At 57.8% G+C, this 13557-nt stretch carries 6 protein-coding genes and 3 pseudogenes; 5 read left to right on the top strand and 4 right to left on the bottom strand.

Annotated features, from left to right (window positions below):
• Positions 1-196, top strand: a pseudogene (locus ABID58_RS36830) (hypothetical protein); the annotation flags it as partial.
• 544 nt (positions 197-740) lie between these two features.
• Here ABID58_RS36830 and ABID58_RS36825 read toward each other — a convergent pair.
• The 3 genes from ABID58_RS36825 to ABID58_RS36810 form a co-directional block, all read right to left on the bottom strand.
• Complete coding sequence (locus ABID58_RS36825) at positions 741-2162, bottom strand: MATE family efflux transporter (protein WP_354037729.1); 1422 nt, start codon at positions 2160-2162, stop codon at positions 741-743.
• 1048 nt (positions 2163-3210) lie between these two features.
• The gene (locus ABID58_RS36820; protein ID WP_354037728.1) at positions 3211-3993 is read right to left on the bottom strand and encodes an enoyl-CoA hydratase-related protein; all 783 of its coding nucleotides are present in this window, start codon (positions 3991-3993) and stop codon (positions 3211-3213) included.
• A gap of 1748 nt (positions 3994-5741) precedes the next feature.
• Positions 5742-6923 (bottom strand): M20 metallopeptidase family protein, encoded by a 1182-nt coding sequence (locus ABID58_RS36810; protein ID WP_354037727.1) that lies wholly within the window; start codon positions 6921-6923, stop codon positions 5742-5744.
• 742 nt (positions 6924-7665) lie between these two features.
• Between ABID58_RS36810 and ABID58_RS36805 the strand changes: the two genes are divergently transcribed.
• Entirely contained in the window at positions 7666-8226 is a 561-nt protein-coding gene (locus ABID58_RS36805) for a hypothetical protein (protein WP_354037726.1), read from the top strand.
• 218 nt (positions 8227-8444) lie between these two features.
• Here ABID58_RS36805 and ABID58_RS36800 read toward each other — a convergent pair.
• Positions 8445-8924: pseudogene (locus tag ABID58_RS36800) on the bottom strand (transposase family protein); the annotation flags it as partial.
• Between the two features lie 128 nt (positions 8925-9052).
• Between ABID58_RS36800 and ABID58_RS36795 the strand changes: the two are divergent.
• The 3 genes and pseudogenes from ABID58_RS36795 to ABID58_RS36785 all read left to right on the top strand — a co-directional run.
• Entirely contained in the window at positions 9053-10648 is a 1596-nt protein-coding gene (locus ABID58_RS36795) for an alpha/beta hydrolase (RefSeq protein WP_354037725.1), read from the top strand.
• A gap of 136 nt (positions 10649-10784) precedes the next feature.
• On the top strand, positions 10785-11861 hold the full coding sequence (locus ABID58_RS36790; protein WP_354037724.1) for a hypothetical protein: 1077 nt from the start codon (positions 10785-10787) through the stop codon (positions 11859-11861).
• Positions 11862-13393: 1532 nt separating this feature from the next.
• Positions 13394-13557, top strand: a pseudogene (locus ABID58_RS36785) (IS21 family transposase); the annotation flags it as partial.

Raw genomic sequence — 13557 nt, 5'->3', positions numbered from 1 at the left:
CCGCAAGCCCATCGTGGCCACAGCGGAAGTCGATGGGCCGCGTCGCGATGTAAATCTTCAGATCGGCACCGGCCGCGATCATCGTGACGCTCGCACTGCGCGGATCACCCGGGACAGCTGCTCGCCATCTATGGCTGTGTCCGTCCGCAGCACGACATCGCCGATCGCGATCTCAAGCTTGATCGTCGGAACCTGACGCTCCTCCAACGCGCTTTCCACGACCAGCGGTGCGAATGTCGACTGCGATGCCTCGCACGGCGCCAACATGCCTCGCTGTCGAAAGCGGCGTCGCCAATCGTAAATCTGCCAGCGCGTCGCTCCGTGCTTGCGCGCCACCTCGGACACCTGGCACCAGGTAGCAGACTCTCCGCGGCGATCCGGGCTCTCTCAGCCTCCGAACGCACACGGCGCCCCGACGGTCCTTCGAGGACCTCCAGCCGGCTCACCGGCCCTACTGGTGAGCCGCCCAAATGGACGTCCTTTTTGCTGTCCAATCCCATCCAAACCTCCATTCCAAGCCGGAGGCTTCTTCGCACATTCATTCTAACTCTGAAGCCAGGGTATCGGCTTCGTGCTTACTGACAAAACCCGGACTGTCGAGGAGATGCCGGTTCTAGGCGCGTTCGTTTCCGGCATTTCTCGACGACACCGGTATGGTCAAGCCTAGACACAAACCGATCCCTCAAAGAATCGTGAAAGTCGTCTATTGCGCCGCGAGAAGGTGCGACAAAATTTGACCCTTACCTCTGAAGAGTAAACCTATTTGCCAGTAGCAGAAAACGCAGGACGAGGAGCCCCGCATAGACGGTGGTCCCAATTGATAAGCCAATCCAGATACCAATGGCGCCAAGTCCCATCTTTAAACTGAGTGCGTAACTTAGGGAGAAGCCGATTAGCCAGTAAGCGATTCCGGCGAACACAAACAGCACCCGCGTGTCTTTTAGTCCGCGAAGGCTGCCCGCCGTAATGTTCGCAACCGAATCACTGATAAAGAAGCTCGCGCCGACTAAAAGGAGCTTTGCAGCCAGCCCGATCGTCGCGTCGGCATCGTCAGCGGATTGATCCAGAAACAACACGGCTATCTCAAAACGTGCGGCGATCACCGTAAGGGTCAGAATTGCAGTGATCACGATTCCGAGTAGCGACGCCGCCAGACCCGCCCGCTTGACGCCAGGACCATCGTTGCGGCCGACCGCATGACCAACACGCACGGCTGCCGCCATGCTGATGCCGAAAGAGAGCATGAACAGGATTGCGGCGACTTGGAACGCGATCTGATGAGCGGCGAGTGCGCTGGGGCTGATCAGGCCCGCCAGGAGCGCTGCGGCCGTGAAGAAGCCGTATCCGATCAGGGAGGCTACAGAGATTGGTGCCCCGATCACGATTAGCTGCCGCATTAAGGGCCAATCGAAACGCCAGAGATCTACAAGCACGTGGTAGTCGCGGAAGGGGCGGCGCATCGTGGCGACCCAGAGACCGGCCGAAAACGTGCCACAGTTCACCAGGGTGGTCGCTAGAGCCGCTCCGAACAGGTCCAACCGGGGCAGACCGAGTTTGCCATAGATCAGTACATAGACCAGAAGACCGTTCATGGGGGTGGCCGTGAGCATGATCCAAAAGACCGGCTCCGGTCGGTTGACCGCGGCCATGAAATTGCGGATGGCTTGAAAGCACAGCGCTGGCGCGACGCCCCATGCCAGTCCACGCAGATACTGCTGGGCAAGCCGGGACACGTCCGGTCCCTGGCCAAGAGCGAGCAGTATGTGCTCTCCGTGAAATGCAAAGGCCATCATAGGGAGCGATAGCAGCAGCGCTGCACATAGTCCCATGCGCAGCGATCGCCGTAACACGGCTAGATTGTCCGCTGCAAATGCCTGCGCCGCCACCGGCGCGATTGCCGCCAGTACGCCGAAGCCGAAGGTGACGCAAACGAGATAGACCCTGCCGGCCAGCGCGGCCGCGGCGAGCGCCTCAGTGCCGATTCGCCCGATGAAGGCAAGATCGGTCGTGATCATCGCAATCTGGCCAACTTGGGTCAGCACCATCGGCAACGCAAGCTTCGTTGTTTCGCTAAGCTCCACAGCGAGCTCACGGCCAACCACCCACCTCGTCAGTCCGTACCGCGAAGGCCGTGCCGGTTTTGTCTCAACTATCTCGTCCATGGAAATCACGCAGCCTTGTCTGCCTCGGCGGACAAACGTCCCTTTTACGAGGATTCCTCTTCCTCGCCCGAGTTCGTGATGCTCGCGGATTCGGTGTCACGCCCAGCCGGCCGGCTTAACGGACTCCCCGCCTCGTCGATTACGTTGGCAAACTCGAGACAGATAGACATTGAGGCAGCCGAATTCACAATCTTATAGGCCATTCCCGCCTCTTCATGGCATGGCGTGCTGATGACGACATATCCCCTTCAAAGCTTGTGCCAAGTGCGCGCTTTCTATTTCTAAAGGCTATTTGCCCTAGCGGCCCGTCATGGATCTGACAGCATGTCGCAAAACCAACAGTCAGCATCAGAAACATGGCTTGGAGGCGCGGACGCCTAATGCGATATCATAGATCGTGTTGCCGATGGTAAGCAGCAGCAGATTGGGTTGACGTACGTCAGTTCGGGCCTTGCGTCGATCTTCATATCGACCGCGGTGATCATGGCGCTCAGATCGTCCAATCCCCTCCGGGCGAATGCGACAGAAGCTGCCATTGGGCCAGCGGTCGCGAGAGAACCGGCTCGCGCCATCTCGCGAGCTTAAAGAAGCGCGCGACGAGAGGCTCTACGGCAGTAGCGACACTACGAGATTGAGCATCAGGCAGGCGATCGTTGCGTGGAGATACTCGAAGGCGCTCTCGCACATCGTCAATTTTGAGGAGCGCCCCACCAGACATGACATTTCCGTCGCGCCGCTTCCGAAGGACAGATGGCTTGCCACTGCGGCAAGTACTGGCAATAGGAGCTGAAGTGTCCAAGGTAATCGATCGACGTCGAGGCGCTCGAGACGGATGTCGTGGCCTGCGTCGCTGTATGCCAAACATTCAAAGATTGCCGGGATTGCGTTCGAACGCCCGATGCTCCCGCTTATCGGCACCGATCGTAGTATGGCCGGAGCTGTCGTGTACGACTCTGCGGGTCTCTGACGACCGAATCGACAGGCCTATCGGGAGCTTTATAGGGGGAGGAGCCCGCCTTTCGGCCATTCCAGATGACGGTGCTCGTGGTTAGCGCCCTAACCACTTTGGCGGCCGTTTTTGCGCAAAGGCCTTAGGTCCCTCTATGTAATCCTGCGACTCCATCATCGCCTTCACCGCCAGATAGTCACGCTGCTCAGTCATCGCTTGTTCCAGCGAGACGCCAAGCCCGCGCTGGGTCGTCTGCTTAGACGCACGGATCGACATTGGCGAGTTCTTGCAGATCGTTTCGGCCCAGCGCTCGGCAGCAGCCAGTGCTTCGCCGCGCGGGACCACCTCATTCACAAAACCGAGCTGAAATCCCTCTCGCGCGGAGACGTGCCGGCCGGTTAGGATCATGCCCATGGCTCGCTTGACACCGATCTGCTGCGGCAGGCGGAGCAAGCCGCCACTCAGCGCCGCCAGTCCGACGCGCGGCTCGGGCAAAGCAAAAGTCGCATTCTCAGAGGCGATGATGAGATCGCAGGCGAGCGCCATCTCGAACCCACCGCCCATGGCGACGCCATTGACGGCGGCAATGAACGGTTTGTCGCAGTCGAACCGAGATGTGAGCCCGGCAAAGCCGCCCTTGTCGTCCCAGCCGCGTTTTCCCCCCGTGGCTTGCCATTTCAGGTCGTTGCCGGCGCAAAACGCCCTCTCGCCAGCGCCGGTAATGATCGCGACCCATTGCTCGGGATCGTTGGAGAAATCATCGAACACATTATTGAGCTCGATATCTGCATCAATATGCAAGGCGTTGTACACCTCGGGCCGCGACATCGTGACGACGGTGAGAGGCCCCTTGCGCTCGACTTTTGAGAATCTTAGATTCATGTTGGCTCCGTTGCGTTTTCTGTGTCCAAGGCTTCAACCGATCCTGGCTCGAAAGCTGCGACCGCGCCATGATCGGAGATCTCTTGCACCACGCGTTCGGCCGGGAACTCCCCCTCGCAAATTCCGGCCGAGGATCGTCCCGTGCCGCGCTGATGCAACCATGTAGCTTTGCAGCTACAGCAAGGGGTAACATCGCTCGTCTTTCGCCTTTGAATTGACCGGGCTCCCCTACGCAGTCTTGCCCCCTCCTCATAGCAACGTCCGTGCCAGAGGAGATCAAGCCCATCTGAGTCGCTGGTTAACTTGGAAAGAGTTACACCTCCACAAATGGCCGCCGATGTTTTGACCGCGACAGCCGACGCACCGCTGTCAGAAATCAGACAAGTCTCAGCGGTGGGAATAGCGCCGGAAAGGTTACTGCTTGGTGGCAGCTGGCGAACCGGAAATGCTAGCTCAATGAAAAACCCTCTGAGCCTCGATGCGAAGAGGTCTCGATCTCAGTTCCTCTCCGGTTGGCCGAGAGGAGTAGGCCCTCGGATGGGCCTTGTTATGCGGTCGCGGTCTTGACGCTCTGAGGCAGAAAAACGCCTGAACAACCAGGCAACGAGAGCCTCATACTGCTAGATGTCCTCTGCGGTACGGGCGTCATCATCGTCAGCTATTTCGAATTAGCGCAGGATCTCCGGCGCTTGTTTTGCGAAGAGGCGAAGGAATTACATTGCCTCTCCCGCATTATCGAGCATTCCTTTCAAAACGGGATAGCTCGCGACCGAGCGCGACCGCATTTCTCACCGCATGGCGCTCATAGCGAGGCGTTAGCGAGGTATCATCGGAAAGCGGACCAGGTCTCTTTCCGCAATGAAACTTCAAACCGATTTGGCGCACCTCCTCAACGTAGACGGATGCGCGCCAGGATTGGGCAGCGCGACTCCGGAGACTCTTTGCGTGTTTCCGCCGCGCGCGATTGGGTAGAGACGCGCTCTAGTATGGGGATCATTCGGCGGAACAAGGTCTCGCCGATGGGCATCAACTACATCCCGATCCAAGTGGCTTCGTCTGTCTCGCCGTGGTGCTAAATTGCGCTACCCGTCTCGTTTTGTCTTAGCGGCTATCGACCAGCCTTGCAGCCGGCCTCTGCGTAGAGACGCTGGAGGGCGTTGGCTCGTCAGGGCAAGCCAGAGCCATCAACCCGATCAGGGCCTGCGGTTCACCGGACAGGCGTTTACCGACGGGCTCACCGACAACGGCATCGCAACTAGCATGGATAGCAAAGGGGCATGGCGGGACAGCGTGTTTGTCGAGCGGCTCTAGCGCGGCACCAAATAGCAGGGTGTACCCGCGGGCCTATGAGAAGGGCAGCAAGGCGCGCAGCTCGATATCTCGACTTCTAAAACAGCAGGCGTCCGCATTCGAGCGTTGATGGCAGCACGCCGGGCCAAGCCTACTTCACCTCGCTGCCAAGTCTCATGGGCGGCCTAGCCACGGCAGGGTCTCCATCTATCGGTCCAAAAACCTCTGTTTACACAACGGCGACTTTGAGCATTGCATGTTCTGATTTAGATCGCCGGCCATAAGTAGAAACAGATGGGCGTCACACAACTGCGGCCGCGCTCCGCTGCAGCCTCGAGCCGGACGATCTCGTTAATGAACAAGGCGGGGGTCCATTGGTGAGTGTGTGTGTTCATGCAGCACTATTATCCGGCGGCCGTCAGGTGCGAGGCGCCGCTGTATCAGCTGTAGGTGTGGTTTCATGAATTCAAAAGACCAAGGATGTATTTGACGGTGAGCTCCGTCGTTGGGATGAGGAGGTCATCGGAGGCTCCGAACGTTGGCGTGTGTACATACGACTCATTGCCGGGCGAACGGGCACCGAACCAAAAATAGATCGACGGGACGCATGCCGAGTAGAAGCCGAAGTCGTCGCTGCCTCCCGCCCGTTTCGTGTTGGTAAAGGCTTCGCGACCGAATGCGTCATGGACAACTTGCTGGAATTGTCTCACCATTTCGGCATCGTTGACGACGGCGGGCTCGCCAGTACGGATGACGCATTCGGCGCGGCCGCGGTGCATTGCTGCGACCCCCCCTGCCACTTCGCGCACGCGCTGGGACAGCAGCGCCCGACGTTCCGGGCTGCGCGTCCGGATTGTCCCTTCCATCTCGACCGAAGGGCAGATGATATTGGTCGCGTTGCCGCCATGTATGGTGCCGACTGTGACGATTGCGGCGTCATCGACCGGCATTTCCCGCGAGACGACCTTCTGCACTTCGTTGACGAAGGCTGCAGCGATAGCAATCGCATCGACGCCCTGATGTGGTGCCGCGCCATGTGCCATCTTGCCGGTAATCGTAAGCTTGAACTGGTCGGCGGACTTGCTTATCGCGCCTTCGCGGGCGTCGAACGCGCCGGCGGGCATCTCAGGACTCACGTGAAAGCCGATGGCCCGATCAAAGCCCTCCAGCAGCTTCTCTTTCTCCACCGTGCGGCCGCCGAGCGGTTCAGCTTCCTCGGCCGGCTGGAAGAACACACGCACTCTGCCAGAAAAATTATGGCGAATACGGTGGAAGGCGAGCGCGGTGCCGAGTGCAATTGAGCCGTGGAGGTCGTGACCGCAGGCATGCATCACACCGTCGACCTGCGAGCGATAGGGTAGATCATCGCGCGCCTCCTGAATCGGTAGCGCATCGATGTCGCCTCGTACAGCAACAGACCGCCTCGGGCCGGACGCGGTGCCTTCGATATCAACATAGAGGCCGGTGTTGTGGAACACCTTGATGTTACTGATGCCGAAGCGTTGCAGCGTGCTGCGAATGCGCTCTTGGGTCCTCCATTCCGCGTTGGAGAGCTCAGGCTCCCGATGCATGGCGTGGCGCAGCTCGATTACCGCGCTTCGCTCGGCGTCCGACAGAAGGCCATTGCTGGGTGTTCGCATTCGAGCTGAATCCTCCATCTGCCGTCTTCCAGTATCGCCAGACGTTTAACCTAACTCTGCCCAGATGAAGAAAATCGGCCAAGTTCAGCCTGTACGAATCAATATTCCGCTTTCTTTCGATCCTTCGTGCAGAAATTCTTCGCGAAAGCCTCTCACCTGGGATCGATTACCAAGGCAGCACCCTCACACGGCATGTTTGAGCCAGCGGCCCAATCCGGGACACTGCTCAGGCAAAAGGTGACATAGACATGGCCGGAAGGGTAATCTGCCCCTCGCTTACGTCGATGTCTTCTCGGGTCGCGGGAATCCAGGACGACGGACTTCTCCGACACTTCCTTCATGATCGCGATCCGCATCCTGAAAAAGGCCCATGAAGATCTTATTGCGGCTGGGAGGCCTCGCCCAAACTAGTGCTTCTTTGCGGAGGAGAAGCCTGAGACGTATCGCCAGCTCAAGGGGGCAGTTTCTAGCGTTAACAATTCCTCCGTCGGATTTGAGGTTGGAACGTATCAAGGAAAGCTTGAGTTACGCCGTTCCTCAGGTGTTCGACTTCATGGACGGATGCTTCGCGCTCACGTTCATCGGTCCAACGGGTTGGACCGGCTATGAAGTTCGGAAGATCGGATCCATTCTGAAGGCACTTTCTCGCAGAAGTTCTGATTAACCACATGTTCGACTTCATCAACCGTTTCACGGGTTGCGACGATCCCAAGATTGCTGCAACGTTCGATGATATCCTTGGTTGAATTGGAGCGGCAGGCTTGACCCACACCTCCGACGTCACGAAGCAGTCGAAGCTGCCTTCCTCGATCAGTTTCGGCGAACGGGAAACTTCAAGTATGTGCTCTCCGCGCCAATAGAGAAAGAAGACCGTACGCACTTCTGTATCGTCTACGGCACTCGAAGTGGGCATGGTTTGGAGGCTTACCGAGGAGTTGAATACTCAGCACTGAAGAGCCATGAAATCGTACGCGCCATTGCGAAGAAAGACAGGACAGAGAGACGCACTGGTCAGGGCGTTCTGCTCGGTCCCGATGTGATGCTCGGCAGTCGTATCCTTGAGACTCAGGTCGCCGATGAGAGGGAAAAGGCGATCGCTTGGTTAGAGCAGAAAATCCTTGGCGGCTACGTTGGTAATTTTAAAGAACTTTGGTCTGTTTTGCTTGAGAAGCACGTGCTCCGGGTCGCCGATGTTAAGGACCTGTGCGTCGATCTTGCGATGAGAAAGCAGATTGCAGACACGTGGTCGACACAACGGAAGCGGAAGCTGCAGGACTCGCACATTATTCGATCGCCGAGCTGACTCGGCCAAAGAGACGTTCGGAGTCATTAGACAGCCGCACGCATCCATCGAGGGAACCCGCGTTAGCTCCTCTGGCCCATTAGTGCCGTAGCGGATGGTGCCAGTCTTCTCGCGGCGACTGCGGTAGCGAGTCTTCCGTGAAGAACTCTGGTTTCAGGCCGGAACGGTCTGAACCGCGGCAGTGAGGGCAGAGAGGATTTGGCGCAGCAACAGGAGCTGAGCCAGCGGATGAGGCGGCGGAAGTTGTAGCCGGCGGCGGCAGGGACGGCGTTGGCGGCGTCGCCGTGGCGGAACCAGAGATAATTGCGGCCCATGCGCTGCTCAGCCTCGAGATGGCCGATGACGGGTTCGACGCCCTGCGGCGCAGTTCGCGCTCGATCTTGGGCATTAGCCCTCGCTTCTGGCCGGAGATGAAGACCTTGAGCTTGTGATCGGGCGGCGCGTTGTGGCCGCGGTATCACCTTGTCGGCGAGGATGCGTGCGATGGTGTTGCCGACCAGCGCCTCCATGTCCGGGATCACGGTGGCCAGCGTGTGACCGTCATAGGGATTGCCGGGCAGCGCCTTCACATGGGTGACGAACTGGCCACCTTGGGCGCGGCTGATCGTGGTGGCAACGGAGACTTTGACGCCGAACTCGTAGGGCCGGTGGGCCTTGCCTTTGCTGATGCATTCGACCTCCGGCGCGTGCAGGGAAACGACCGAGCCGACCGCGGACTCCCGAGACCGGTTAACAACGGACACCCATTAGCTCTGTCCGTTAAGCGTCGGGATTCTATGGTGATTGCGTACAAGCCACTATGCAATCCCTACACCCTGAAGCTACAGTGCAGTTTAAGAACCGTATCTGGCCTGCATTTCAGGATTTTGTGATGCGCAATCGAATTTTCTTTGCCCTGACTTGTTTAGTGTATCTTCTTCCCTCCACCGGATGGTCTCAGGGCACCCGAACGGCTTCAGGCGGTGACCTTGGCGAAGCAAGTCCGATTCAGGTGGCGGCGGACATCTTTCTCGCGCTCCAGTCTGAGAATCTGCCGGCCATAAGGTCGTATTTTGCTCCCGCGCTATACGAAATCCTTGCGGCCAACCAGTCCAAGCTTGCCGATCAGCTCCAGGGTCTTTCACTGCCCAGGAGCAGAACGATACTTGCAAAAGCGTTTGCGGAGCCGCGCTTCTTTTTCGAACTGCAGTTTTCGCATGACTCCCTTCGCGGTGATCCAAGGGCAAGGGCAGTTGTTGCAGCCGGTGGCCAGAGCAATATTGTCATCGGCTATAATCCGGAGCTCGGCGTCATAGACGCCTTGGCCTTCCGGCTCGATTTCCGGGTATTCGAAAAGAACAGGCCGACGCCAGTATTCGGCAACGACGTGGACGACCCCATAATGGTCAACGCAGCAGCACAGTTGGGGGAGCAGGCCGCCGCCAGGGCACGCACCGTCGACTTTCTGTTCGCAACGACGCGACAGTGGGATCAGAGTTCATTTAACGAGAAGCCGGCAACCAAGACCGCCTTCGGAGCTGTCAGGGTTAGCGTTCCCAATGACCGCAAGGTTGGGAGCATTCGGCTTCCCCGACTCGTGCCGGGCCCGGGACTGCTGCCCTATCAAGAGAAGCTGGATCCCGGCAAGCATTTCGTGATCTTAAAGCTTGGAGTCTCGCCTAAACCTGTCTGGTCTGACATAGTGCGAGCAGCGAAAAAGACGGAGGCTCTTGTCTTCGTTCACGGGTTCAATAACACGTTCGATGATGCTGTATATCGGGCTGCGCAAGTGTTCTGGGATCTGCAGTACAAGGGATTGCCGGTCGTATATTCCTGGCCTTCATGGGGAAATGCTGTCGATCCGATAAGTTTGGCCAGATCGTATGATTACGATCGGGATAACGCGCTCACCGACGGCGACAATTTTCTTGAATTCTTGCGGCTTCTCCGTGACCAGCTAGGAATCAAGAAAGTTCATATCCTCTCCCATAGCATGGGCAACTTCCTCGTCCTGAATGCACTCAGACGCATCCAGACTGACAACGGAAAGTTCGGCGAATGGATTCTGGCCGCGCCGGACGTGGATCAGCGACAATTCAAGCAGTTCGTTCCGGGCGTTCAGGGGTTTGTCTCGGGCATGACGTTGTATGCGTCTTCAGCCGACAGGGTACTTCGTGAGTCCATGAGAGTGGCAAGGGGCACGCCTCGGGCGGGATACGTCGATGGGAAGCCACTCGTACTGCCGGGCATCGACACTATTGACGTCACGAGCATGGGGGATGAACTACTCGGTTTGAACCACGATACTTTTGCCTCCAATCGATCTCTGATCGACGACATTGGTCTCTTGCTTGATGGAGTGCGTCCACCAAACAGGCGGCTCCGACAAATAAGGCCCGTCCCGGAAGATCCGCCAACTGAATACTGGAAATTCGTCCCCTGAAGGATGAAGGGAAATGTGCAGAGTTTCTGTTCTACTCTCGCTCGCAACCGTCGCTGCTTGGGTTTCCTCCGCTGCAGCCGCCAGCATAGCCGCTGATTTTCCGGATACTCCGCTGGATCGCTTGGGAGCGATTAACATGTCGCTCACAGGTGAAATTGAAGCGGGGGATGGAGTTGAATTCGAGAAGCAGTTGCTTGTCGCCCGGGAGATGGTGGTCAAGAAGCGAGATCCGGATTTCGACGATCGGTATTCAACTATGCCAGATCTCGATATTCGCCTTGACTTGAGCAGCAACGAGGGTGGGGATTTGGGCGCCGCACTCAAGATCGCTCAAATTGTTCGGGACGAGGGCATTTCAACGCTGGTCAGGAAAGGCAGATCCTGCGCATCCGCTTGCGCATTTATATTTCTAGCCGGAGAGATTCATCAGGCGTTTTCTGATCCTGCAGTCTCTCGAACTCTGGAGCCCGGGGGGTACGTATTTTTCCACTCCCCGCATCCGCGACGGCGATTGGGTACGTTTGCAGAAGGAAGAATCGCTGTTCGAACAATGCTGCAAGTCCTCGGACCGCGGCTGAAAGCCGATCTGGCCGTACAAATCCTACTAAAAGAACCGACCGAGTACTTGTCGATCGATACGATTGCCGACGCAGTTAAGTGGGAAGTTAAGCTGGAGAAGTTCCGCATACCCTGGCCACGACGCGCGGGATTGCTTCAGGCCTGCAGAAACTATCTTGAACTCAAGCAAAACATTCTGGTGGGAGATTTTGTCGCTAAACGGGACCCAACTTCAACGGAGCAGCCGGTAGAAACAAGTGACGAAGACAACAACGATGCGGACAATAGCGCAGCCGTCCCTCAGAAGCTCGATGCGTTGACGGCACTGGAACATGATCTGCTTCCGGAAGGAAGTTCGGAGCTGGAGCGTATCAGGACAGAGTTTAACGCTCCGAACCTGTCGCGGCTGATCTATATCGGCAACGGAGAGGTTGCTTCACAGTTTATCTTCACAATTGGCGAAGGCGAGCCGATCATCTGCACAATATGGAGCAGTCCGTATGGCCTCAATGTAAGTCGGAACGAGAGGCTGCAGATGACCGCAAAAAGCCTGGGACGTGAAGCAACCTATGCCAGGACCGCCCACATCCCTTACTGGTACGAATTCCCGCCAGATACGGCGCTGAGTGCAATCTCGGCCGATTTCGAGCAGTAGCATCTTGGATGTTTGAAGACAGGTTGGCAGTCATCTTATGCATTGATCCACGTCGTATTGAGGCAACCTTTTGATGAGGAGGAGCTTTGCCGCCAATGTGACGTCGCCATAGTCGTCGCCAGCCGTTGGGGAGGCGTGACCTTGAATGGCATCCAGAACACGCGGATCCGCTCCAAGCTCCCGACCAACTGTCTTCAATCGGTGGCGCCAAGCGTGGCTGGGCTGAACCTGTGGCGGGATAACACCGAGACTCCGCACCCATTTCCCGGACGGGCTGCGACGATTTCTGCTGGAGATGTCTTCCCGCGTCTCGGACCAGCACGAAAGAACAGCGGGCCAGACCCGTTCTTCTTCACAAACTCTATGAAGCCCTGTTCTACGAGTTGGTCGTGAATTGGAACATCCCGATAGAGTCCCGACTTCACGGTGCCTGCGTCTGGAGTTATCCGGACGTACGGGATGCCACCGTCGTGTTGGACGTCCTCTGCGCGCAACTGGCATATCTCCCCGACGCGCGCCCGGAATAGGCCGCCAAGAGCGGCACCATTGTTTCGCCGCCGTCATCTTTGGATGTTCTTTCACGGAACCCTTGTAGGCTCGCGACGCCTTTAGGATGGCTTGCGCTTCATCCAGGCGAAATCCCTTCTCCCGCGTCCTGAGCTTTTTGGTCAGTCGCACCCGAATGCCTGCGAACGGATTCAGCTTCAAATCAATTTTATCGACTGCCCAGGAAAATGCGGCGCGAGCCGTGGCGAGATAGCTGTCCCGAACTGTCTTCGGACTCAACGTCTCGAGCAGATGATCTGTCCATTTAACCACATCGCGGCGAGTAATCTGGACTGCCACGTTGTGCCCGACGTGGTTCACGAGACTGTCAATAATGGGAGCCCATCGAGCCTCCGCGTCGCGCGCCTTTCCAATTCGTTGGAGCTCATCGTCCGAATGGTCGTCCATTGTGAGCACCCTTGCAGAAGATGACTCTTCTAACGGCGCTCATAGGTCTACGCACAAACAATCTGATGGGCCTCGCAGCCCCGCTTACGTTCGATATGCCTCGAACACATCCCGAATTGTCTCGCGTGACGCAGGCTCGCTCTCGGTGGTATTAAGGAATTGTGGTGGTGGAGGGTCGTTCTCGCCGTCATCCCGAAGGGCACTCAACTCCAAAGCCGCAAGCTCAGCCTTTGCAAATAGGCGCGTGGCCTTCCGCCACTCCGTCCGACCCAAACCGTCCGGAACATGAGGTCTAATGTTAGCCAGAAAATTGGGGGGCATCTCATGCTCGTCGAGACGGCCCGCGATTATCGACTTGAGGTCGTCGATGTAGGAGTCGTCCGGAAAGCCATGTCGTGCGGAATCCGAGGCAAAGCGGCCACCGATTCCGACGGAAGGCGGGCACCGATTCCGATCGAAAGCGGCCACCCAATCCGAAGGAAGGCGGCCACGCTGTTGATAGGGTGAGACGGGGGCGTTGTCGGCAATCTGAACGGGGCAAGGTCCCTCCTTTTGCGGTTCACGCAATGGGAGGTCCGATGCCCGCCGAGAGATTGCCGATGCGGAAGATTCGAGAAGTTCTACGCCTGAAGTATTCCTGTGGAACGAGCGACCGGGTGATCTCCCGCTCGGTCGGGATCGGCCGCACGGCGATCGCGGAGTATGTCCGCCGGGCCGCGGTGATCGGCATCACCTGGCCGAT

The organism is Bradyrhizobium sp. S3.2.6, from assembly GCF_040546885.1.
In the GTDB taxonomy this organism is placed as follows: domain Bacteria; phylum Pseudomonadota; class Alphaproteobacteria; order Rhizobiales; family Xanthobacteraceae; genus Bradyrhizobium; species Bradyrhizobium cytisi.
This window is presented reverse-complemented; position numbering and strand designations above follow the sequence as displayed.

Bases quoted from the DNA above. Each gene is read 5' to 3' on its own strand.
- ABID58_RS36825 (WP_354037729.1), bottom strand. From the start codon at position 2,162: ATGGACGAGATAGTTGAGACAAAACCGGCACGGCCTTCGCGGTACGGA.
- ABID58_RS36820 (WP_354037728.1), bottom strand. From the start codon at position 3,993: ATGAATCTAAGATTCTCAAAAGTCGAGCGCAAGGGGCCTCTCACCGTC.
- ABID58_RS36810 (WP_354037727.1), bottom strand. From the start codon at position 6,923: ATGCGAACACCCAGCAATGGCCTTCTGTCGGACGCCGAGCGAAGCGCG.
- ABID58_RS36790 (WP_354037724.1), top strand. From the start codon at position 10,785: ATGTCGCTCACAGGTGAAATTGAAGCGGGGGATGGAGTTGAATTCGAG.